The sequence below is a fragment of the Streptomyces sp. NEAU-174 genome (assembly GCF_052665095.1).
In genome coordinates, this window is record NZ_JBQTCE010000003.1 from 286,606 (window position 1) to 307,997 (window position 21,392).

Annotated in this window: 16 protein-coding genes and 1 riboswitch; of the genes, 11 read left to right on the plus strand and 5 right to left on the minus strand. The window is 71.0% G+C overall.

Going from position 1 to position 21,392, the window contains the following annotated elements; genetic code table 11:
- Window positions 1-35 precede the first annotated feature (35 nt).
- Complete coding sequence (locus ACT2CW_RS10625) at window positions 36-3,053, minus strand: AfsR/SARP family transcriptional regulator (RefSeq protein ID WP_445516378.1); 3,018 nt, start codon at window positions 3,051-3,053, stop codon at window positions 36-38.
- Window positions 3,054-3,368: 315 nt separating this feature from the next.
- Here ACT2CW_RS10625 and ACT2CW_RS10630 point away from each other — a divergent pair, with 315 nt between their 5' ends.
- On the plus strand, window positions 3,369-3,563 hold the full coding sequence (locus ACT2CW_RS10630; protein ID WP_445516379.1) for a hypothetical protein: 195 nt from the start codon (window positions 3,369-3,371) through the stop codon (window positions 3,561-3,563).
- 399 nt (window positions 3,564-3,962) lie between these two features.
- On the opposite strand, the gene ACT2CW_RS10635 is transcribed toward ACT2CW_RS10630, so the two are convergent.
- Window positions 3,963-5,399: a cation:dicarboxylate symporter family transporter gene (locus ACT2CW_RS10635; RefSeq protein ID WP_445516380.1), complete on the minus strand. Its 1,437-nt coding sequence runs from the start codon at window positions 5,397-5,399 to the stop codon at window positions 3,963-3,965.
- A 163-nt stretch (window positions 5,400-5,562) separates the two neighbouring features.
- On the opposite strand from ACT2CW_RS10635, the gene ACT2CW_RS10640 reads away from it, so the two are divergent.
- The 4 genes from ACT2CW_RS10640 to ACT2CW_RS10655 all read left to right on the plus strand — a co-directional run bounded on the left by ACT2CW_RS10640 (window position 5,563) and on the right by ACT2CW_RS10655 (window position 12,358).
- The gene (locus tag ACT2CW_RS10640; protein ID WP_445516381.1) at window positions 5,563-7,188 is read left to right on the plus strand and encodes a sensor histidine kinase; all 1,626 of its coding nucleotides are present in this window, start codon (window positions 5,563-5,565) and stop codon (window positions 7,186-7,188) included.
- Window positions 7,189-7,649: 461 nt separating this feature from the next.
- A complete protein-coding gene (locus ACT2CW_RS10645; protein WP_138917617.1) occupies window positions 7,650-8,360 on the plus strand; it encodes a response regulator in 711 nt (236 codons plus the stop codon).
- A 121-nt stretch (window positions 8,361-8,481) separates the two neighbouring features.
- Window positions 8,482-9,558, plus strand: coding sequence for a TDT family transporter (locus ACT2CW_RS10650; RefSeq protein WP_445516382.1), 1,077 nt, complete (start codon window positions 8,482-8,484; stop codon window positions 9,556-9,558).
- 64 nt (window positions 9,559-9,622) lie between these two features.
- Entirely contained in the window at window positions 9,623-12,358 is a 2,736-nt protein-coding gene (locus ACT2CW_RS10655) for a multifunctional oxoglutarate decarboxylase/oxoglutarate dehydrogenase thiamine pyrophosphate-binding subunit/dihydrolipoyllysine-residue succinyltransferase subunit (RefSeq protein WP_445516383.1), read from the plus strand.
- 43 nt (window positions 12,359-12,401) lie between these two features.
- Here the strand turns inward: ACT2CW_RS10655 and ACT2CW_RS10660 are convergent, their stop codons facing one another.
- The gene (locus tag ACT2CW_RS10660) at window positions 12,402-13,421 is read right to left on the minus strand and encodes a GlxA family transcriptional regulator (RefSeq protein WP_445516384.1); all 1,020 of its coding nucleotides are present in this window, start codon (window positions 13,419-13,421) and stop codon (window positions 12,402-12,404) included.
- A gap of 289 nt (window positions 13,422-13,710) precedes the next feature.
- On the opposite strand from ACT2CW_RS10660, the gene ACT2CW_RS10665 reads away from it, so the two are divergent.
- The 6 genes from ACT2CW_RS10665 (at window position 13,711) to ACT2CW_RS10690 (ending at window position 19,847) form a co-directional block, all read left to right on the plus strand.
- Window positions 13,711-14,721: a chitinase gene (locus ACT2CW_RS10665; RefSeq protein WP_445516385.1), complete on the plus strand. Its 1,011-nt coding sequence runs from the start codon at window positions 13,711-13,713 to the stop codon at window positions 14,719-14,721.
- Window positions 14,722-14,863: 142 nt separating this feature from the next.
- Window positions 14,864-16,240, plus strand: coding sequence for an ABC transporter substrate-binding protein (locus ACT2CW_RS10670; protein ID WP_445516386.1), 1,377 nt, complete (start codon window positions 14,864-14,866; stop codon window positions 16,238-16,240).
- A gap of 13 nt (window positions 16,241-16,253) precedes the next feature.
- Window positions 16,254-17,171, plus strand: coding sequence for a carbohydrate ABC transporter permease (locus ACT2CW_RS10675; protein WP_445516387.1), 918 nt, complete (start codon window positions 16,254-16,256; stop codon window positions 17,169-17,171).
- 249 nt (window positions 17,172-17,420) lie between these two features.
- A riboswitch (cyclic di-AMP (ydaO/yuaA leader) is annotated at window positions 17,421-17,577 on the plus strand.
- A 340-nt stretch (window positions 17,578-17,917) separates the two neighbouring features.
- Complete coding sequence (gene tgmA / locus ACT2CW_RS10680) at window positions 17,918-18,109, plus strand: putative ATP-grasp-modified RiPP (RefSeq protein WP_182470936.1); 192 nt, start codon at window positions 17,918-17,920, stop codon at window positions 18,107-18,109.
- A gap of 8 nt (window positions 18,110-18,117) precedes the next feature.
- Window positions 18,118-19,056 (plus strand): ATP-grasp ribosomal peptide maturase, encoded by a 939-nt coding sequence (gene tgmB / locus ACT2CW_RS10685; protein ID WP_445516388.1) that lies wholly within the window; start codon window positions 18,118-18,120, stop codon window positions 19,054-19,056.
- A 398-nt stretch (window positions 19,057-19,454) separates the two neighbouring features.
- Entirely contained in the window at window positions 19,455-19,847 is a 393-nt protein-coding gene (locus ACT2CW_RS10690; protein ID WP_182470904.1) for a glycosyl hydrolase, read from the plus strand.
- Here the strand turns inward: ACT2CW_RS10690 and ACT2CW_RS10695 are convergent.
- Window positions 19,814-20,551, minus strand: a complete 738-nt coding sequence (locus tag ACT2CW_RS10695) for a DedA family protein (protein ID WP_445516389.1) — start codon at window positions 20,549-20,551, stop codon at window positions 19,814-19,816. The genes ACT2CW_RS10690 and ACT2CW_RS10695 overlap by 34 nt on opposite strands.
- Window positions 20,548-21,285: a class I SAM-dependent methyltransferase gene (locus ACT2CW_RS10700; protein WP_445516390.1), complete on the minus strand. Its 738-nt coding sequence runs from the start codon at window positions 21,283-21,285 to the stop codon at window positions 20,548-20,550. The genes ACT2CW_RS10695 and ACT2CW_RS10700 overlap by 4 nt, the downstream gene beginning before the upstream one ends.
- Window positions 21,286-21,392: the final 107 nt, after the last annotated feature.

The following is a 21,392-nucleotide window of genomic DNA, read 5'->3' on the forward strand; positions in this document are numbered from 1 at the left end:
GCCGCCCTGCCGCACGGCCTCGGCCTTACGTCCCGTCAGCCATTGTCAGCCATCGGGCCCAGCCCGGTGAGGCCGTCCCGGACCCGGTGGGCGTCGGGGTGGCCGAGGGAGTCGAACCGGGTCAGGGCCCGCTGCCAGCTGCGGCGGGCCCCGGCCCGGTCCCCGGCGGCGAGCTGGGCGCTGCCCAGCCGGTGCAGGGACTCGGCCTCCCGGACCCGCTCGCCCCGGCCGCGCCGCAGATCCACCGCGTGCCGGTAGCAGCTGATGGCCTGCTGGTGGTCGCCGACGTGGCTGTAGGCGTAGCCGAGGCTGTCCCAGGCGGCGGACTCCCCGCGCCTGTCCCCCGCCTGCCGCAGCATGGTCAGCGCCTTCTCGCAGTGGACGAGGGTCTGCTGGAAGTCGCCCAGCATGGCGTACGCCCAGCCGACGTTGTTCAGGGCGTACGCCTCGCCGCTGCGGTGGCCCGCCGCCCGGTACAGCTTCAGGGCGCGCAGCGCGTGGTGCAGCCCCTCGTCATGGCGCCCCTCCCGCTCGCTGGCGAGGTTGAGCGCGCCATGGGCCAGGGCCTGGCCGACGGCGTTGCCGGTCTCGCGGTGCAGGTTCAGGGCGCGCACCAGATGGCCGCGGGCCCGGTCGTAGCGCCCCATCCGCAGATCGGCGAGGCCCAGCGCGTAGCAGGAGTGGGCCTGGCCGGTGAGGTCGCGGATGCGGTGGGCCGACCCCAGGGCGATCCGGTGCACGGTGCGCTGGTCGTGCCAGTGGCCGCGCTGGTCCAGGAACTCGGTCAGCGACCAGGCCAGTTGCCAGGCATGGGTCTCGAATCCGGCCTCGGCGGCCTCCTGTAGGGCGGCCATCAGCGCCGGATAAGTGACGATGAACCAGAGCAGCGCCTGGCCGTGCCCCGCGAACTCGCCGACGCTGACGCCGGGCCGGACCGGTTCGACCGTGATCGGCTCCCGGTGCGGGGTGAAGGCCCTCCCGGCGGCCACGGCGGTGTGCAGATAGTGGTCGAGCATCCGGTGCAGCGCGGTGCGGCGCTCCTCCGGCGCGTCGTACGCCTGGGTGAGCTCCATGGCGTAGGCGCGCAGCAGATCGTGGAAGCCGTACTGACCGGGGGCGCGCTCGGTGATCAGATGTGCCCGGGTCAGCTGGATCAGCAGCCGGCGGGCCTGCGGCACCGGGATCCCCACCAGGCTGGCGGCCGCGGGGGCCGCGATATCGGGGCCCGGGTGGACGCCCAGCAGCCGGAACAGCCGGGCGGCGTCGGCGCCCAGGGTGTGGTACGACCAGGAGAAGACGGCCCGGACGTCGGTGGTGGCGTCCCCGCCCTCGAACGCGTCGAGGCTGCCGCGGGCGTCGCGCAGCTCCCCGGCGAGCGCCTCCAGGCCGAAGCGGGGGTGGGTGGCGGCGCGGGCGGCCACGATGGCGAGCGCGAGCGGCAGCCCGGCGCACACCGTGATGACCTCCTCCACGGCCTCGGGTTCGGCGGCCACCCGCTCGGCGCCCACCCGGCTGATCAGCAGTTCGCGCGCCTCGTCGCGGTCGAGCAGATCCAGCGGCAGCGGCTGGGCCTGCTCGGCGACGACCAGGCTGGTGAGCTCGTTACGGCTGGTCAGCACCACCAGACAGCCGGGGGAACCGGGCAGCAGGGGCCGCACCTGCTCGGCGTCCCGGGCGTTGTCGAGGAGGATCAGCATCCGGCGGTCGGCCAGCAGGCTCCGGTACAGCGCGGTCTGCGCCTCCAGCGTGGCGGGGATCCGGTGGGCGGGCACCTGGAAGGCGTCCAGGAAGCCCCGTACGGCCTCGGCGACGGTCATGGCCGAGTCGGTGGGGCCGAAGCCGCGCAGATTCACATAGAGCTGGCCGTCGGGGAACCGGTCGCGGACGCGGTGGGCCCAGTGCACCGCGAGGGTGGTCTTGCCGAGGCCGCCGCTGCCCGCGATCACGGTGATCCTCGCGGCCGTGGGCGGCCGCCCCCCGTCCCCGGCCCCGGCCTCGCCCGTGCCGGCGGGCAGCAGGGCGTCCAGCCCGGCCAGTTCGCGCTCACGGCCGGTGAAGTGGGCGACGTCGGAGGGGAGTTGCTGGGGTACGGCGGTGACGGCGGTGAGCGGCTCGGGGGTGGTGGCGGGCGTGCCCGAGGGTTCGGCGGCGGGTTCGGGGGCGGGTTCGGGGGGCTCGTCGGTGGCGGGGGTGCCCTCCGGGGCGGGGGCGGGGGCCGCGTCGGGTGGGGTCGGGGGAGCGCTCCCGTGCCCGCCGGACGGCCCGGAGGCGTCCCCGGACCGGCCGTCCTTGCCGTCCCTGCCGTCCCTGCCGTCCTGACTGCCCCGGCCGTCCCGGCTGTCCTCGAGCGCCTGCCGGTGGAGCCGCTGGAGCTCGTCGCCGGGCTCGATGCCCAGCTCCTCCACGTACCTCCGGCGGGTGGAGCGGAACAGCGCGAGGGCGTCGGCCCGCCTGCCACAGCGCCGCAGCGCCTCCATCAGCAGCGCCACCGAGCGTTCCCGCAGGGGGTGTTCGGCCACCAGGACGGACAGCTCCGCGGCGGCCTCGTGGTGGCGTCCGGAGCGCAGGTCGATCGCGGCGCACTCCTCGACCGCCGCACGCCGTTCCTCCTCCAGACCGGCGCCCAGGGTCTCGGGCAGCCAGCCGCCCGCGACATCGGACAGCGCGGGCCCGCGCCACAGGTGGAGCGCGGCGCGCAACAGCTCTCCGGCCCGGGCCTCGGCGGCAACGGCGGCCTCGGGCTCCCCGGTGGCCCCGGCGTCCTTGGGAGCCTCCCGCGCGGCCCGCACCAGATCGCGGAAGCGGTGCAGATCGACCTGCTCACGCGCGACGGTCAGGGAATAGCCCTTCGCCGACGTCGTCAACTCGGCCCCGGGCAGGGCGGACAGGATCCGCCGCAGCTTGGAAATCTGTACCTGTACGGCGTTTCGCGCGGACCCCGGCGGATCCTCGCCCCATACTGCCAACACCAGCCTGTCGACGGACACCACGCGGCCGGAGGCCATCAGCAGCATCGCCAGAACGGACCGCTGCTGTGCGGCGGTCGGCCCCAACAGACGCTCGCCCTGCCATATTCCGACCGGTCCCAACAGGCGAAACTCGGTCCCATCCACACACTGCCCCCGTTGGTACCAGAGATTTCACTGTGACCACTTGGAAGCCTACCCACGGGTTCGGGTCAGCGAGGCATCAGCCGGATATCAGCGGCTCGTAGCACCCTACGAGTGTTCGAGGGTCCCACGGGCACCAGAAGCACTCCCCGGTCACCGCTGACGGCGGCGGCCGGACCGGAACTCTCCGGTCTCCGGGCCCCTCTTCCGACGATGAACGGGGGACGGTATGGCAGTGAGGTGCCGGGGAGGCGGCTCATGACCACCGCAGGAGGAACACGGAGCACACCACGGATCGGCGAGCTCGTCTACGACCTCGAGCGCGAGGCCATGGGGCGGGTCGCCTATGTGGACACCGGCGGGAACATCGCCTGGGTCAAACCCCTGCGCCAGGGCCCCGAGTGGACGGCCCTCCCGGAGCAACTGCGGCGGGCGCCGGACGGCGAGCGGTAGGAGGTGTCCGGCGGTACGCGTACGCCTGCGGCAGGCTGCTCCCCTCCCCGCCCCTTTCCGAAGCATCGATATGCGGCTCCGCCGCGTGGTGGGGCTCCGCCCCAGCCCCCGCTCCTCAAACGCCGGAGGGGCTGGAATGGGGGGGTCCAGGGGCGGAGCCCCTGGTAGCGGGAAGGGGCGGGGAGGGGAAAGCATCGCTATGCGGCGCTGAGGACCAGCCCAGCACCGCCAAGGGCCGTTGACGGCCGGGCCCATGCCGGCGTCTCGCGTCTTCCAACGGGGGGAAGACGCGGGGCGCCATTCGTCGTGCGACGGTCGTACGGCCACGGTCCAGCCCCGTGAGACGCGCAGCGGCCCTGCCCCGATTCAGGAGGGCAGGGCCGCGTTGCGCGTGGGGTGTCAGGCGGGCACGTGCTCCTTCGCCGTGTCACCGTCACGCCGCTCGGGGAGGGACTTGCCCTCGGCCGCCTCGGAGTCCGCGGCCGGACCGTGGCCGCCACCACTGCGGGCGAAGCCCTCCGCGTCGAACGGCAGCCGTCCGGCGAGGACTTCGTTCATCCGCTCCTTGTCGATCTCCTTGGTCCAGGTGCCGACCAGGACGGTCGCGACCGCGTTGCCCGCGAAGTTGGTGAGGGCGCGGGCCTCGCTCATGAAGCGGTCGATGCCGACGATCAGGCCGACGCCGTCGACCAGTTCGGGCCGGTGCGACTGGAGACCGCCCGCCAGCGTCGCCATGCCCGCGCCGGTCACACCGGCGGCGCCCTTGGACGCCACGACCATGAAGACGAGCAGGGATATCTGCTGGCCTATGGAGAGCGGGTCGCCCATGGCCTCGGCGATGAACAGCGAGGCCATCGTCAGGTAGATGGCGGTGCCGTCCAGGTTGAAGGAGTAGCCCGTGGGGACGGTGATACCGGCGACCGGCCGGCTGACGCCCGCGTGCTCCATCTTCGCGATCAGCAGCGGCAGCGCCGACTCGGAGGAGGACGTCGACAGGATCAGCAGGAACTCCCGCGCCAGGTACTTCAGCAGCAGGAAGATGTTGATGCCCGCGACCAGCCGCAGGATCGTCCCGAGGACGAGGAAGACGAAGAGCGCACAGGTCACATAGAAGCCGACCATGATGACCGCGAGCGCCTTGAGCGCGTCCAGACCGGTCTCGCCGACCACGGCGGCGATCGCGCCGAAGGCACCGATCGGGGCGGCCCACATGACCATCGACAGCAGCTTGAAGACGAGCTGCTGGATGTGGCCTACGCCGCGCAGCACCGGCTCGCCCGCCTTGCCCATCGCCTGGAGGGCGAAGCCCGCGAGGAGGGCCACGAACAGGGTCTGGAGCACCTCGCCCTCGGTGAAGGCGGAGACCAGCGTCTTCGGGATGATCCCGAGCAGGAAGTCCGCCGTCGACTCGGAGGCGCCCTCGGCCTGGCTCTGCCCGGCCTGGGCCGCCTCATGGCTCATGTGCAGGCCGCTGCCGGGCTCGAGGAAGTTGCCGACGACCAGGCCGATCGCGAGGGCCACGGTCGACATCACCATGAAGTAGCCGAGCGCCAGACCGCCGACCGCGCCGACCTTCGCCGCCTTGCGCACCGAGCCGACGCCGAGCACGATCGTGCAGAAGATGATCGGCGAGATCAGCATCTTGATGAGGTTGACGAAGCCTTCGCCGATGGGCTTGAGCTCCACCGCCGTATCGGGGGCCACGAAGCCCACGAGGATGCCGAGCGCCACCGCGCCGATGACGGCGAGGTAGAGGTAGTGAATCCTTTCTTTCTTCGGCTTCGTCCCATCCGGTTCCGTACGCCCGGATGCGGGCGGCGTGGTGTCCGCAGCCACGGTGCTGCCTCCTTCTGTTCTGCCGTCCAACTGTCCCGGCGCTGTACTGTGTGCGGCTCGCACACCGCCTTGAACGGTCCCGGCGACTATGCCCCAGCCTGTGACGGGGGTCACCCTTCCGTTCATTTCGTTCACACAAAGATGCGTGTGCAGACTGATGGCCATGCGCATTCCCCACCCCCGGAGCCTGGCGGGCCAGCTCTTCGCGATGCAGGTCGTGCTGGTCGCCGCCCTGGTGGCCGGATGCGCCGTCTTCGCCTACGTCACCGACCGCGAGCAGGCGGTGGTGGCCGCGCGGCAGCGGGCGACCGCCGCCGCGGTGGCCGTCGCCGACTCGCCGTCGGTCGCCGAGGCCGCGCGGTCGAAGGACCCCACGGCCCGGCTCCAGCCGTACGCGGAGAAGGTGCGCCGGGACACCGGCGTCACCTTCGTCACGATCATGGATACCCACGGGGTGCGCTGGGCGCACCCCGATCCGGACCAGATCGGCGCGACCTATCTCGGCCACATCAAGCCCGCGCTGCGCGGGCGGATCTTCGACGAGACTTACACCGGCACGCTCGGCTCCTCCGTGCGCGTGGTCGCCCCGGTGCGCGACGCCCGCGCCGACGGCCGGATCACCGCGCTGGTCAGCGCGGGGATAACCGTGGACACCATCAGCGCCCAGGTGCGCCGGCAGCTGCTCGCGCTGCTCGGCGTGGCGGCCGCCGCGCTCGCGCTCGGCGGCCTGTGCGCGTATGTGATCAACGCCCGGCTGCGCCGCCATACGCACGGGATGAACGCGGCCGAGCTGAGCCGGATGCACGACTACCACCAGGCCGCGCTGCACGCCGTGCGCGAGGGGCTGCTGATGCTGGACGGCCAGCGGCGGATCGCGCTGATCAACGACGGGGGGCGGGAGCTGCTCGGCCTGCCCGAGGACTCCGTCGGCCGCTACGCCTCCGAGCTGGGCCTGCCGCCCGCGCTGACCGGCGCCCTGCTGGCCGCCGAGCCGCGCGTGGACGAACTGCATCTGACCGCGGAGCGGGTCGTGGTCGTCAACACCTCGCCGGTGAGCAGCGGTGAGCAGCGCGGCACGGTCGTCACCCTGCGCGACCACACCGAGCTCCAGGCGCTCTCCGGCGAGCTGGACTCGCTGCGCGGCTTCGCGGAGGCGCTGCGCTCCCAGGCCCATGAGGCCGCGAATCGGCTGCATGCCGTCGTCTCGCTGATCGAACTGGGCCGGGAGGACGAGGCGGTCGACTTCGCCACCGCCGAGCTGGAGCTGGCCCAGGCGCTGACCGACCAGGTGGTGGCGGCCGTCGCCGAGCCCGTCCTGGCCGCCCTGCTGCTGGGCAAGGCGGCCCAGGCCAGTGAGCGCGGCGTCGAGCTCGTCCTGGCTCCCGACAGCCGCATCGACGACGGCGTCCTCCCGCCCGGCCTGCCCGCCCGCGACCTGGTGACCATCCTCGGCAACCTCATCGACAACGCCACGGACGCGGCCGCCGAGGGCGTCGGCAACGAGTCGGCCCCGCGCAGCGCCCGCGTCACGGTCACCGCCCGCGCGGACGCCGGCGAGCTGACCCTGCGCGTGTCGGACACCGGCGCCGGGCTCGACCCGGCGGCGGCCGAGGAGGTCTTCCGCCGCGGCTGGAGCACGAAGTCCGCGGGCCGCGGCCTCGGCCTGGCCCTGGTCCAGCAGGCCGCCCGCCGCAACGCGGGCACGGTGGAAGTGACCACCTCCCCCGACGGCGGCGCCCAATTCACCGCCCGCCTCCCTTTGACGACGGCCCCGGCCGCCACGAGGTGAGCCCCGCCTCGGGCCGGGGCCCCGACCGGCCACTCGACGGCAGCCGGTGACGGGGCGGGCCGCCGCCGCCCACCCCGCGCGGGGGTGAGGTGAGCGGACGAGCCCCGGCGCGGTCGCCCCAGGCGGGGCGGCGCCTTCATAGCGGCCCGGCCGCCGGGCGGGCACGTGGGCCGCGCACGAGCGGGCCCGGCCGGCCGGACGGATGCCCCGCTCGGCATCGGGCGCCCACCGGGGCCAGGTGGGTCCGACCCGGCAGGCCGCCACGACGTGAGTCCCGGCCGCCGTACCGGTCAAATCCAGCCGTCCGGGAGCGGGGGTCCCGGGGCCTGAGTCCCTGGGGCACAGGCCGTAGGGGAATCGTCACCGTAGGGATCTGGCCACTTGCGGTTACCCTCCGTAAATTGGAGCCCCGAGCTTCCATGTCCACCGCGTTTCGACCGCGTTTCGAGAGGAATCCGTCCATGAGCCCGCCGCAGGCGAGACCGGGGGATCCGGCGCCGATCCGGGTTCTCGTCGTCGAAGACGACCCCGTCGCGGCGGACGCGCACCGGATGTACGTCGAGCGCGTGCCCGGCTTCGCCGTCGTCGGGGCGGCGCGGAGTGGCGGGGACGCGCAGCGGTTGCTGGAGCGGACGCCCGCCGATCTGCTGCTGCTGGACCTCTACCTCCCCGACGGGCACGGCCTCCAGCTCGTACGGGCGCTGCGCGCGGCCGGGAACGGCGCGGATGTGATCGCGGTCACCTCGGCCCGGGACCTCGCGGTGGTCCGCGACGGGGTCTCCCTCGGGGTCGTGCAGTACGTGCTGAAACCGTTCACCTTCTCCACCCTCCGGGACCGCCTCCTCCGGTACGCCGAGTTCCGCGCGACCGCGGGCGAGGCCAGCGGGCAGGACGAGGTGGACCGGGCGCTCGCCGCGCTGCGGGCGCCGCAGCCCGCCGCGATGCCGAAGGGGCTGACCCAGGCCACCCTGCACGCGGTCACCGAGGCGCTGCGCGGCGCGGAGGAGGAGGGCATCTCGGCCGCGGCGACCGCCGAGACCGTGGGAATCTCCCGGATCACCGCCCGCCGCTACCTGGAGCACCTGGTGGAGGCCGGGCGCGCCGCCCGCGCCCCGCACTACGGCCAGATCGGCCGGCCCGAACTGCTGTACCGCTGGCTCAGCGAGCACTAGGAGACGCTACGGCGGTCGCTCGATGTGTGCCATGCCGCGCTTACATCAGGACATGCACGACAGTGCCGGCCCGATCCGCACCTAGGTTTGCGGAATGAATTGTTCCCCGTGCGTCGTCCCCTTGGCGCCTACGGCAGACAGCAAGAGGCGTCCGCTCCTCGGCCCCAGTTGGTTCGCGGCCGTGATGGGCACCGGCATCGTCGCCAACGCGGCGGTCACCCTGCCGCGGAGCTCCCACATGTTGCGGACCGCCGCCACGGTGGTCTGGCTGGGCGCCGCGCTCCTGCTGGTCCTGCTGGCCGTCGGTTACCTTCGGCAGCGGGCGCTGCGGTCGCACGCCGGTGATCCGGTGACGGCCCAGTTCTTCGGCGCGCCGCCGATGGCGCTGCTCACGGTGGGCTCCGGGGCGCTGCTGCTCGGCCGCCCGCTGATCGGGACCGGGACGGCGCTGGACGTGGCCTGGGTGCTGTGGTCGCTCGGCACCGTGCTCGGCCTCGTCACGGCCTGCACGGTGCCCTATCTGATGGTCACCCGGCACCGCTTCACGCCGGACGCGGCGTTCGGGGGCTGGCTGATGCCGGTGGTGCCGCCGATGGTCTCGGCCGCGACGGGCGCGCTACTCGTGCCTCACGCACCGGCGGGGCAGCCGCGGCTCGCCCTGGTGCTGGGCTGCTACGCGATGCTCGGACTCGGCCTGGTGGCGGCGCTGCTGGTGCTGGCCATGATCTACGGCCGTCTGGTGCACCATGAGGCCCCCACCGGAACGGTGGTGCCCACGGTGTGGATCGGGGTGGGGGCGTTGGGCCAGTCGGTGACGGCGCTCGGTGCGCTGGCCGCGGTGGCACCGAGCGCGCTGCCCGCACTCTACGCGCGGGGCGCCGAGGTGTTCGCGCTGCTGGGCGGGATCGTGGTGTGGGGCTTCGCCATGCTGTGGGTGGCGCTGGCCACAGGACTGACCGTACGGACGATCCGGGCCGGGCTGCCGTTCGCGCCGACGTGGTGGTCTTTCATCTTCCCGGTCGGCGCCTGCGTGACCGCCACCAGCGCCCTCGCGGCACGGACCGGTTCGGAGATGTTCGCCTGGATCGCCGTGGCGTTCTATGGGCTGCTCGTCATCGCCTGGGTGGTGGTGAGCGGCCACTCCCTGCGCCATGCCGCCCGGCACCTCCTGCTCGGCCCGGCACGCGGCATGTCCTGATGTGCTGCCCTTATGACATATTCGCCTGCCTTCTCATCTTTCCAGCTGTTTTAGCGTGGATGGCATGACACAGTCGTATGAGCTGGAATTCGGCCTCAACGAATGGCTTGTCGAGGAGCAGCACGAGCGGTATCTGCACGACCCGGGCTCGGTCGACCAGGCGTGGCGCGACCTCTTCACCTCCTCCGCCCCCGTGACGGGCCGAGAGCGTCACGATCCCAGCACGGTGAGTGACCATGCGGTCAAGGCGGTCCGCGTCGCGGCGCTCATCCACGCGTATCGCGTGCGTGGACATCTGATGGCCGACACCGATCCACTCACGGCGGAGCGGAGGGGCTCGCACCCGGAGCTCGACATCATGGCATTCGGGCTCGGTGACGAGGACCTGGAGCGGACGTTCGTCGTCGACGGCTTCGCCGGGCAGGTCACCATGTCCCTTCGCGACGTTCTGCGGGTCCTGCGGGAGTCCTACTGCCGGAGCGTCGGCACCCAGTACATGCACATCCAGAGCGCCGAAGAACGTCGCTGGGTCCAGCGGCGGATCGAATCACCCCACCCCGGGGCGGACCGCGCCGAACAATTGCAGATCCTCTACCGGCTGGGCGCGGCAGAGGCCCTCGAGACGTTCCTGCACACCAAATACGTGGGCCAGAAACGGTATTCGCTCGAAGGCGGCGAGTCCGCGATCGTGCTGCTGGACGCCCTGCTGCACCGCTCCGTCAAGACCGGGGTGAGGGAAGCCGTCATCGGTATGGCACACCGCGGCCGGCTCAATGTGCTCGCCAACATCGTCGGCAAGTCCTACGCGGAGATATTCCACGAGTTCGACGACGCGGTGGACATCCGGTCGGTCCAGGGATCCGGGGATGTGAAGTACCACCTCGGTGCTGAGGGGACCTATCGCGCCCTGAACGGCGGCACCATCGCCGTCTCCGTCGTGGCGAACCCCTCGCATCTGGAGATCGTGGGGCCGGTGGCCCAGGGAGTGGTCCGCGCCAAGCAGGAGGTGGCCGCGGACGGTGCCGACACCTTCCCCGTCCTGCCCATCGTCGTCCACGGGGATGCCGCGTTCGCCGGTCAGGGTGTGGTCGGCGAGACGCTGAACATGTCCCAGCTGCCCGGCTACCGCACCGGGGGGACGGTCCACATCGTCATCAACAACCAGCTCGGCTTCACGACCTCACCCGCCTACGGCCGTACGAGCGGCTACGCCACCGATGCGGCACGGACCATCGAAGCCCCGATCTTCCACGTCAACGGAGACGACCCCGAGGCCGTCGTCCGTATCGCACGGCTGGCCTTCGACTACCGTCAGGCGTTCCACAAGGACGTGGTCATCGATCTGATCTGCTACCGGCGCCACGGCCACAGCGAGGTCGATGATCCATCCATCACGCAGCCGGCGATGTATGACCGCATCGTCGCCAGACCTTCGGTGCGCAAGCTGTACGCCGAGGCGCTGATCCGCCGGGGAGACATCAGCGAACGGCAGGTGGAAGGCGCCCTGCGGGACTACCGGGAACGCCTCGAGCGTGCCTTCGTCGAGACCCAGGCGCTTCCGGTTCCCGGCCGCTCCCCGGCACGCGTCGTTCCCGGGGACGCCGGGGGCGTCGGAGACGCCGGAGACGCGGCCGTCGCTCAAGCGCCCACCGCGATCACCGAGGCGACCGCCCGGCACGTGATCGCGGCCCAGACCAGTCCGCCGCAGGACTTCACCGTGCACCCGCGCGTACTGCCGCAACTGCGCCGACGTGCCGCGATGCTGGACGCGGGAACGATCGACTGGGCCACCGCGGAAACCCTCGCCGTCGGCTCCCTGTTGCTGGACGGGGTTCCGGTACGGCTGGCCGGGCAGGACTCCCGCCGCGGCACGTTCGGGCAACGGCACGTCGTGCTCACCGACCGGCGCACCGGCGTGGAGTACACACCGCTGAGCTCCCTCGGAGCGCCGGCCGCGGACTTCGCGCCCTACGACTCGATGCTGTCCGAACTGGCGGCACTGGCCTTCGAATACGGCTACTCCCTGGCACGTCCCGACGCTCTGGTGCTGTGGGAGGCGCAGTTCGGCGACTTCGCCAACGGCGCCCAGATCGTCGTCGACGAGTACATCGCGTCATCCGAGCAGAAATGGGGGCAGCGCTCCGGGGTGACGCTGCTGCTGCCGCACGGCCTGGAGGGGCAGGGACCGGACCACTCCTCCGCCAGGGTCGAACGGTTCCTCCAGCTGTGTGCGCGCGGGAACATGAGCGTCGCCATGCCCTCCCTGCCCGGCAACTACTTCCACCTGCTCAGGCAGCAAGCGCTCGGTGAGCGCGAACACAGAAGGCCACTGGTCGTATTCACTCCGAAGTCGATGCTCCGGTTGAAGGCGGCCACCTCCACGCTGACGGAGCTCACCACGGGCGCGTTCCGTGCGGTCCTGCCGGACGAGACGGCCGATGCCGCCCGGACCGGGCGCGTGCTGGTGTGCTCGGGCAAGGTCTTCTACGACCTGGACGCCCACCGGCGAAGCTCGAACCTGTCGGACACCGCGATCGTCCGCGTGGAGCGTCTCTACCCGTTCCCGGAGCCCGAGCTCGGCGCGGAACTCGCCCGTTTCCCCGCCGACGCCGAGGTGCGGTGGGTGCAGGAGGAGCCGGAGAACCAAGGCGCCTGGTCCTTCGTGGGGCCGCGGGTGCGGCGGTCGGCGAACCGTCCCGTCGGATGCGTCAGCCGACCGCCTGCGCCGGCCCCGGCCGTGGGCTCCGCCCGGCGGCACGCCGCCGAGCAGAAGGATCTCGTGGCATCCGCTTTCCGCTGACCAGGCCGCCTGCGACGCCACGGGAGGGCCCGTCGCGCCTCGACTACGGCGAGACGGCTTCGGGCGCTGGGTCCTCCGTGCCCACGCCGGTCGTGCGGAAACTGGTCCGGTACGCGCCGGGCGTCACACCCAGGTGCCGCACGAACGCTCTGCGCATCGACTCGGGCGAACCGAACCCGGTACGCCGCGCCACCACCGCCATGGCGTCATCGCCCGTCTCCAGCAGTACCTGGGCGGCCTCCAACCGGACCTGCTCCACATACCGGGCGGGAGTGGTTCCCACCTCTTCGTCGAAGAGCCGGGTCATATGACGGACACTGACGCCCGCCTTGCGTGCCATGGCCGACAGTGTGTGGTTGGCCCCGGGGTTCTCGGCGACTTCGTCCAGCACCCGGCGGAGGGTGTCCCGACGGGAGTGCGGGACCTGGGAGCGGACGCTGAACTGGGACTGGCTCCCAGGTCGTTGCATGAAGACGACCATGTCCTTGGCAACCGCTCGAGCGACCTCCGCACCGTAGTGATCTTCGACGAGCGCCAGGGAGAGGTCGATGCCTGCGCTGACCCCTGCCGAGGTCATCATGCGCCCGTCCCGCACGAAGATGGCGTCCGGTTTGACCCGCACGGAGGGAAAACGTGAGGCCAGCTGGTGTGACTGCCGCCAGTGCGTCGCGGCGCGACGCCCGTCCAGCAGTCCGGCCGCCGCCAGCAGAAACGCCCCCGTGCACACCGATGCCGTGCGGCGGGCCTTCTCATGCAGTCGCCGGACGACGCCCAGGAGCGCGTCGTCCTTGATCAGCGTTTCCCAGTCCGGACCGCCCGGGATCACCAGCACATCGCAGGGCTCACACACATCATCGACGCGCAGGTCGGCGCCGAGGCGGGTCCCGGCGGAGGTGATCACCTCCGCCCCGTCCTCGGACGCGGTCCGCACCCGATAGCGCCCGCCGAACTCGTTCGCCGAGGCGAACACCTCGATGGGGCCGGTCACGTCGAGCAGCCGCACCCCCGGGAAGACGAACACCGTCACGGTGAGCGGGCCCGTTCCAGGGCGCTTGTGGTTCATCGGGTGCCTCCGGGCCGTACGCGGGGTGCGGACACGGGCGACCCGTTGAGCGCCGGTCGGCGAGCGTTCCAGGACGGATCGGGCGCGCCCCTCCTGCGGTCAGTATCCGACTGCGACCAGAACCGGGACCAGGACCGGCATCCTCCCTGCTGGGAGGCGCATCCTCCCAGTCGCCCACGAGCCCGATAGGAAAGTTTCCTATCCGACATCTTGTCGCGGCCATGCCGCCTCGCTAGGTTCAGCCTCGCTCGACTTCCTCCCACCCCCCACCCAGGAGGCTCCATCAGCCATGCCTCTTTCCAAGCCGACGCACCGCAGACTCGCCCTCGCCGCCGCCATCGGCCTGCTCGGCGCGGGTGTCGCCACGGCGGCCACCGCCCAGGCGGCGCCGGGGGCGGCGCACACCGCCGCCGCGCCCAGCGGGCTCAACGGGCCCTACCTCTACCTGGGTTGGGGCTCCCCGCCCAAGGCCACGGACGTCATGTCGGCCACCGGCACCCAGCAGTTCACGATGGCCTTCATGCTGTCCGACGGCGGCTGCAACCCCAAGTGGGACGGCTCCCGCGCGCTCACCGGCGGCAACGACCAGTCGACGATCAACTCCATCCGCTCGGCGGGCGGCGATGTCACCGTCTCCTTCGGCGGCTGGAGCGGTAACAAGCTGGGCGAGAAGTGCTCCTCCGCCTCCGCGCTCGCCGGCGCGTACCAGAAGGTCATCGACGCCTACAAGCTCAAGTCGATCGACATCGACATCGAATCGACCGAGTTCGAGAACGCGACGGTCCGCCAGCGCGTGATCGACGCGCTCAAGACGGTCAAGCAGAAGAACAGCGGCATCAAGGTGTACGTCACCTTCGGCACCACCACGTCCGGCCCCGACTCCAATGGCAAGGACCTGGTCAAGCGCGGCGCCACCGCCGGGCTCGACGTGGACGGCTGGACGGTCATGCCGTTCGACTTCGGCCAGGGCTCGATCGACATGGCGGCGGCCACCAAGTCCGCGGTGGACGGTCTGAAGAACACGGTGGCGAGCGCGTACGGCCTCTCCTCCGACGCCGCCTACCGCAAGGTCGGCTTCTCCTCGATGAACGGCAAGACCGATGTCGCGGGCGAGACGATATCCCTGAACAACTTCAAGGACATGGTCTCCTACGCCAAGAGCCACCACCTGGCCCGCGTCAGCTTCTGGTCGCTCAACCGCGACCGCAAGTGCGGCTCCGGCACGGACGGGGATGCGTGCAGCGGTATCGACCAGGGCACCTACGACTTCACCAAGGCGCTCGCGGGCTACACCGGCTGACACCGGACCGAGCCCCGCCCGCGCCGCGCGAGGTGGCGGGGCTCGATCAAGTGACCATCCAGGTCACGGGGATTGACCTTCCGTTGAAGCCGACCTTACGGTCAGCCCGCAGCCCACAGAGGCCAGCAAGGAGGTCGTGCCCGTGCGCCCCACCGCCCCACTGATCCTCGCCGCCACCCTCGCCGCCACCGCCGGACTCACATCCTGCGGTGGCGGTTCGGGCAGCGACCCGGACACCATCAAGGTCGCCTACAACCGCTCCACCGACAACAAGATCCGCTTCAAGGACAACCATCTCGCCGAGGTCAAGAAGCAGTTCGAGAAGGCCAACCCCGGCAAGAAGGTCAAGCTGATCCCGATCCAGGCGCAGGACAACGACTACGCCACCAAGGTCCAGCAGATGATGCGGTCCCCCAAGACCGCCCCGGACCTGGTCTACGAGGACACCTTCCGGATCAACTCCGACATCAAGGCGGGCTATCTGCGCCCCCTCGACGAGTATCTGGCCAAGTGGAAGACCTGGGACCAGTTCGTCGACACCGCGAAGGCCGCCGCCAAGGCCGAGGACGGCAAGACGTACGGCGTCCCGGACGGCACCGACACCCGGGGCCTGTGGTTCAACAAGGAGATCTTCGCCAAGGCCGGGCTGCCCGCCGACTGGTCCCCGAAGAACTGGAACGAGATCCTCGAGGCGGCGCGCACGATCAAGAAGAAGGTCCCCGGCGTCATCCCGCTCAACGTCTACACCGGCAAGGCCCCGGGCGAGACCTCCGTGATGCAGGGCTTCGAGATGCTGCTGTACGGCACGGGCGAGGCGGGCGGGAACCCACTCTACGACCCCGGCGCCAAGAAGTGGGTCACCGGCGGCAAGGGGTTCACCGACGCCCTCGGCTTCCTCAAGACCGTCTACTCCGAGAAGCTGGGCCCGGACATCTCCGACGCCCTCGACCCCAACGTCGGCACCACCGTCTACAGCGAATGGCTGCCCAAGGGCGAGCTGGCCATCGCCCTCGACGGCTCCTGGCTCGGCCAGAACTGGCTGAAGACCGGCGGCAAGCCGTGGCCCGAGTGGTCCAAGACCCTCGGCCAGGCCCCGATGCCCACGCAGCACGGCCAGGCGCCCGGCAAGGTCAGCATGTCCGGCGGCTGGACGTGGGCGATCACCGCGAAGTCCAAGAACCCCGATCTGGCCTGGAAGTTCATCCAGCAGCTCCAGACCAAGGACAACGCGGTCACCTGGGACATCGTCGACGCGCAGATCGCGGTCCGCAAGGACGTCGCGCAGGACCCGAAGTACACCTCGTCCATGCCCGGGATCACCTTCTTCACGGGCCTGGTGAAGAACACCCACTACCGGCCCACCACCCCCGTCTATCCGCAGGTCTCCACGGCGATCGGCGAGGCGATGGAGGCGGCGACCACGGGTGACTCCTCACCGGAGAAGGCCGCGAAGTCCTACGACGACCAGCTGAAGTCCATCGCCGACGGCGCCACGGTGGCGGCGGGCGGCCAGGGCTGAGGGCCGCCCCCCGATGGCAACCGCGACCAAGGTGGCGGCGGCCCCGACGGAGACCCCGGCCCGGCCGGGCCCCCGTCGCGGCCGCCCCCTGCGCTGGCTCCCGCTCGCCCCCGCCACCGTCATGCTGCTGCTCTTCCTCGGTGGCCCGATCGCCTACTGCGTCTATATCGCCTTCACGAACATGCAGCTCACGGGCGCGTCCTCCACGGACTTCGTGGGCCTGGACAACTTCCAGCGCGCCTTCGGGGACGACGACTTCCGTAACGCGGTCGTCCTCACCCTCGTCTTCACCCTGCTCTCCTCCCTCGTCGGCCAGAACACCCTCGGCCTAGCCCTGGCCGCCCTGATGCAGCGCGCCTCCCGGCCGGTGCGCACGCTCACCGGCTCGATCGTCATCGCGGCCTGGGTCGTCCCCGAGATCGTGGCGGGCTTCCTGCTGTACGCGTTCTTCCGCCGCGAGGGCACGCTCAACGCGCTGCTGGACTGGCTGGGCCTGCCGTCCCAGAACTGGCTCTACACCCTGCCCATCCTCGCCGTCTCCTTCGCCAACGTCTGGCGCGGCACGGCCTTCTCGATGCTCGTCTACTCCGCCGCGCTGTCGGAGATCCCCAAGGAGATCACCGAGGCCGCGGAGGTCGACGGCGCCGGCGGCCTCGGCCGCTTCTGGCACATCACCCTGCCGATGATCCGCCGCTCCATCGGCACCAATCTGATGCTGAACACCCTCCAGACGCTGTCGGTGTTCGGCCTCATCTGGGCCATGACCCGAGGCGGCCCGGGAAACCGCAGCCAGACCCTCCCGGTCTTCATGTACGACCAGGCGTTCAACAAGTCCCTCATCGGCTACGGCACGGCGGTGGCCCTGCTGTTGCTGCTGGTGGGTGCGTTGTTCTCGGTGGTGTACCTGCGGCTGATGCGCGAGGAGGTCTGAGCTCCCCGCTCGGCGGGGCACACGCCGGGCGGAACGTGATTGCCGACACACAACACACACATCCGCGCCCCTGTTGTCAGGCATGTCACACTTATCCATCCCGAACGTGACCGCGCCAGGAGCGAGTTCGCTCATGCCCACTTGTGAAGACCTTGTGTTCGAACCGAGGTCCCTCTAGCGTGCTCGGCGTTCGAGAAGCGAACACCACGTTGCCGGGCCGCCGAATCCTGCCCACCGGCGCCGCGGCAGCACGTCATCACACCGTCGGGCAGGAGTGGGGGACCCACTTGCGCCGTGCGGACAACACGTACCGGACGGCTAGGGGTGAAGCCGTGGAAGCACACGGCCGGGTGAATCTCCAACCCGAACCCGACAGCTCACCTCGCAGGCGTTCCGGAGTACGGAGCCACCCTGATGTCTGTCGTCGGACAACACCGCTCCCCATGCCCTCAAAGCGCCGCCCAGCGCCTCCTCGGCCGCGCCTCCCCTGTCGGCGCACCCCTCGCGTTTCCGGTTTCTCCACGCAGTGAGTGAAGAAGGCCGCCGACTGGTGTGACCTCAGCCGTATACCGGGGTCACTCATCCACGTACGAGCACGCGGCCGGTGCTGAGCCCTGCCTCCTCGGTGTGCGCGTTTGACGGGGCGGGGTCGCTGCCGGCTTGGCGGGCTCGGAAGCCAGTGCGGCCGTCTGCCGCTCAGCCAGCTCGGAACCCGCCGTGCCTTCCGTCAAACAGGAGGAGACATGTTGAAACCCTTCGCGTTGGACTACGCCCGCCCTGCCGCGCCCCCGCCCATCGTGATCCCTTACGCCTATGACCCCAGACGGCAGTGGAACGTCCTGCCCGACGGCCGCCCGGCCACCAGCGACCGCGCCTTGCTGCTGGCCGCGAGCACCACCTGCTCCACGGCAGGTTCCAAAACCCACTTCGACGACTGACGGGTCCCATGACGGTCCTCATACTGACCTGTGCCGAGGACGTGACCGCGGACATGGTGGTGTCGGCCCTGGACGACCGGGGCGTCCCGGTCGTACGCCTGGACCCTGCCGACCTCCCCGGCCGGGTCAGCCTGTCAGCGGAGTACGTCCAGGGCGACTTCCACGGTCACCTGTCGACCGGTGACCGGGTGGTGAGCATGACCGGACCGCGCTCTATATGGGTACGCAGACCCGGTCGCCCGGCCGCGCAAGCCACCCATCAGGCCGAATGGCTCACGGCCGAGTCCGAACACGCCCTGTACGGAACTCTGCACGCAACGGGCACGCGCTGGATGAATCACCCGGTCGCGGCCCAGCAGGCCCGCCGCAAACCCTGGCAGCTGCGTGTCGCCCACCACAGCGGCTTCGCGGTGCCCCCCACGCTGATCACCAGCTTCCCGCAGATCGCACGCGACTTCGCCGCCCGGTACCGGGATCTCGTCGTGAAGTCGATTTCGGGAGCACACCCCAGTGACCCACCGATGGCACTTCCCACCAGTCGTGTCGAGCCGGATGCCGACTTCGCAGGGGTGACAGCCGGCCCCACCCTTCTTCAACAGCGCGTACCCAAGCGTGCGGACATCCGGCTGACCTGTGTCGGAGACGAGTTGTTCGCCGCCCGGAAGTTGTCCGACCCCAAGGAGGTGGACGGGCGCTTCACCGACAACGGCGCCCTCTGGTCCCCGGCCCGCATACCTGACCGCATCGCGGGGGCCGTCCGTGCCTACGTGTCTCTCGCCCAACTCGCCTACGGCGCTTTCGATTTCGCCGAGGACGGTGACGGCACCTGGTGGTTCCTCGAGTGCAACCAGGGCGGGCAGTTCGGCTTCATCGAGCTGGAGACCGGCCAGCCCATCGCCGAGGCCGTCGCGGCCTGGTTGGCCAGTCGATCCACCCCTCCTCGGTAACGGCGGCCCGGAAGACCGCCCAGGCGGCAGGCGTGCAACGGATGGCCGGGCCGCTGGAGTGAGGGACCCGGCCGGGTCTCCGGGGGCGGCTCCCACGGCGGTGGTGGCGGGCCCTTCCCTCCGCACGCTCCGGTGCCCGACTCCCGGCTCATGTCCCTGTCTGTGGTCACACCCTCAGCTGTCCGCGGGGACGGCCGCGTTCCCAGAGCCGGAGGGCTTGGATTCGACGAACCTCCCCGTGCGCCCCGTCCGGCGGTCGTAGACGAACGCAAGGAGAGACGTCAACTGCTACTTCAGGCCATATCTGGCCGTACCGGTTGGGACCGGTCCCAACCGGCTCGCGATATACCCCGAACGTCGCCGAACGAGCGATTCACACAACCGGAAGGACACCAGACATGGGTACGCGCAACGCCCTCCTCGGGACCATCGCCGCAGCAGGGCTCACCGGAGCCATGCTCACCGCGGTGACTGCGGCTCCGGCTCAGGCCGCCGAAGGCTGCAACACCAACAACGCCAGGACGGTCGCGTCCGCCTCGACCCACTCCCGCGGCATCGAGCTGCGGTACAACGGGACATGCGCATGGGGCAGGATCTTCGGCTCCCCGGGTGACCTGGTGTGGGTGGACCGCAGCTACGACGGCGGCCGAACCTGGAGCCAGCTCAGCGTCACCAAGATCAACACCGGTGGTAGCAACCACACCGACGCGTTCAACAACAAGGGCAATCTCATGCGGGCCTGTGGCAAGGCCGGCAACTATCCGGATGTCGCCTGCACCATCTGGTGGTGACCCGGATCCCTCTCCCTGGCCCGTGGTGTCTGCTTCCGCAGCCACCACGGGCCCTGCGTATCACGCCGCCCCTTGGACCGGGGCCCGTCCGACAAAGGCTGTGTCCGCGTGCGGCCGTGGATCCTCGTCCATGCCAGTACGGCCCCGGCCGTCGCCGCCGCCGTCGCGGCGAGGACGGGACCGCCGAGGGTGATGGCGCGCTGAAGGGAGGCGGCGGCCGTATATCCGGTGCCTGCCTCGGCGGTGGCCCACAGCGACGCGGCCAGGGCGCTGTAGGGGGCGATGCGCCGGTAGGGCAGGCGTGCGGCGCCGACGAGATGGGGGGTGAGGGTGCGCAGGATCGGCAGGAACCGGGCCAGGAAGACCGCGTGGCCCCCGCGGCGGGCCATCAGTGCCTCGGCACGCCGCCATGCGGCGGCGGGGAGGCGGCGGCCGAGGCGTCCGGTGCGCAGGCGGTCGCCGAGGACCTTCCCGGTGCGGTGCGCGAGAAAGTCCCCCGCCACCACGGCGCACGCGGCGGTCGTCACCAGCGACGGAAGGTCGAGCCGCCCGGTGCGGGCCAGTGCGCCGGCGGTCAGCAACAGGGTGAGGGTGGGGATGAAGGCCCCGACCAGCAGGACGGATTCGGCGAGGACGGCCACGGCGACGATCGCGTAGGCACTCGCGGCGGGCACCTGGCCGAGGGTGTTGGCCAGGATGTTCACCGGTCTGCCGCTCCGATGGCGGCGGGCTGCGGGCGCGGGGGCGTGGGCATGGGCGTGGCGGCAGGCCGCTGGAGCCGCCACACCCTGGCGGGGGGCAGGTTGGCCCACACGGTCCGGCAGCCGCCCGCGTACCGGCGCCGGTAGCGGGCCAGGGTCTCCTCCGCCGCCCGGTGCCGACGGACCCGCGCACGGGACGCCAGCAGGGTGCGGGCCTGGCGGGTGCCCAGATAGGCGAAGTACGTCAGGACACCGCCCGGATGCAGCAGTTCCAGATACCGGTCCATGATCGCCTCGATGTCCCCGGGGGCGAAGTTGGCGAAGGGCAGGCCGGAGACGATCACGTCGTAGCGACAGTCCGTGTCCAGCTCCTCGACGCGGGCGGTATGGACCCGGACCCGCTCCGCGACGGCGGCATCGGCGGGTGCGACGGCGAGGTGGCGCAGCCGGTCGGCGAAGCGCGGGTTGGCCTCCACGACGTCCAGGTGGCTGCCGCGCGGCAGCCGCGGGATCAGGACGCGAGTGACGGCCCCCGTCCCGGCCCCCGCCTCCAGAATGTTCAGTGGCCGCCCGGCCCGTGCGCGGACCGGCTCGGTCAGCGCCCGGGCCAGCGCCGTTCCGCTGGGGGCGATGGCTCCGGTGGTGCGCATGTCGCGGGCGGCCTCGATGAGGAACATCCAGCCCTCGGCATGGCGCTGCGCGAGGACACGGTCGTGCGAGGTGGTCCAGTTGTCCATGGCCTCGACGCTAAGAACCGGCCCGCGCAGGTGAATCCGCCGTTGTACGACGCTCTTCCCCCCACGAAAGTAGGGGAACGGCATGGAAGATCGTCGGAGGAAGGGCG

Excerpts from the sequence above, each read along its gene's own strand:
- tgmB (WP_445516388.1), top strand. The coding sequence starts at position 18,118 with ATGACGGTCCTCATACTGACCTGTGCCGAGGACGTGACCGCGGACATG.
- ACT2CW_RS10700 (WP_445516390.1), bottom strand. The coding sequence starts at position 21,285 with ATGGACAACTGGACCACCTCGCACGACCGTGTCCTCGCGCAGCGCCAT.
- ACT2CW_RS10655 (WP_445516383.1), top strand. The coding sequence starts at position 9,623 with ATGACACAGTCGTATGAGCTGGAATTCGGCCTCAACGAATGGCTTGTC.
- ACT2CW_RS10640 (WP_445516381.1), top strand. The coding sequence starts at position 5,563 with ATGCGCATTCCCCACCCCCGGAGCCTGGCGGGCCAGCTCTTCGCGATG.
- ACT2CW_RS10660 (WP_445516384.1), bottom strand. The coding sequence starts at position 13,421 with ATGAACCACAAGCGCCCTGGAACGGGCCCGCTCACCGTGACGGTGTTC.
- ACT2CW_RS10645 (WP_138917617.1), top strand. The coding sequence starts at position 7,650 with ATGAGCCCGCCGCAGGCGAGACCGGGGGATCCGGCGCCGATCCGGGTT.
- ACT2CW_RS10665 (WP_445516385.1), top strand. The coding sequence starts at position 13,711 with ATGCCTCTTTCCAAGCCGACGCACCGCAGACTCGCCCTCGCCGCCGCC.
- ACT2CW_RS10630 (WP_445516379.1), top strand. The coding sequence starts at position 3,369 with ATGACCACCGCAGGAGGAACACGGAGCACACCACGGATCGGCGAGCTC.
- ACT2CW_RS10675 (WP_445516387.1), top strand. The coding sequence starts at position 16,254 with ATGGCAACCGCGACCAAGGTGGCGGCGGCCCCGACGGAGACCCCGGCC.
- ACT2CW_RS10690 (WP_182470904.1), top strand. The coding sequence starts at position 19,455 with ATGGGTACGCGCAACGCCCTCCTCGGGACCATCGCCGCAGCAGGGCTC.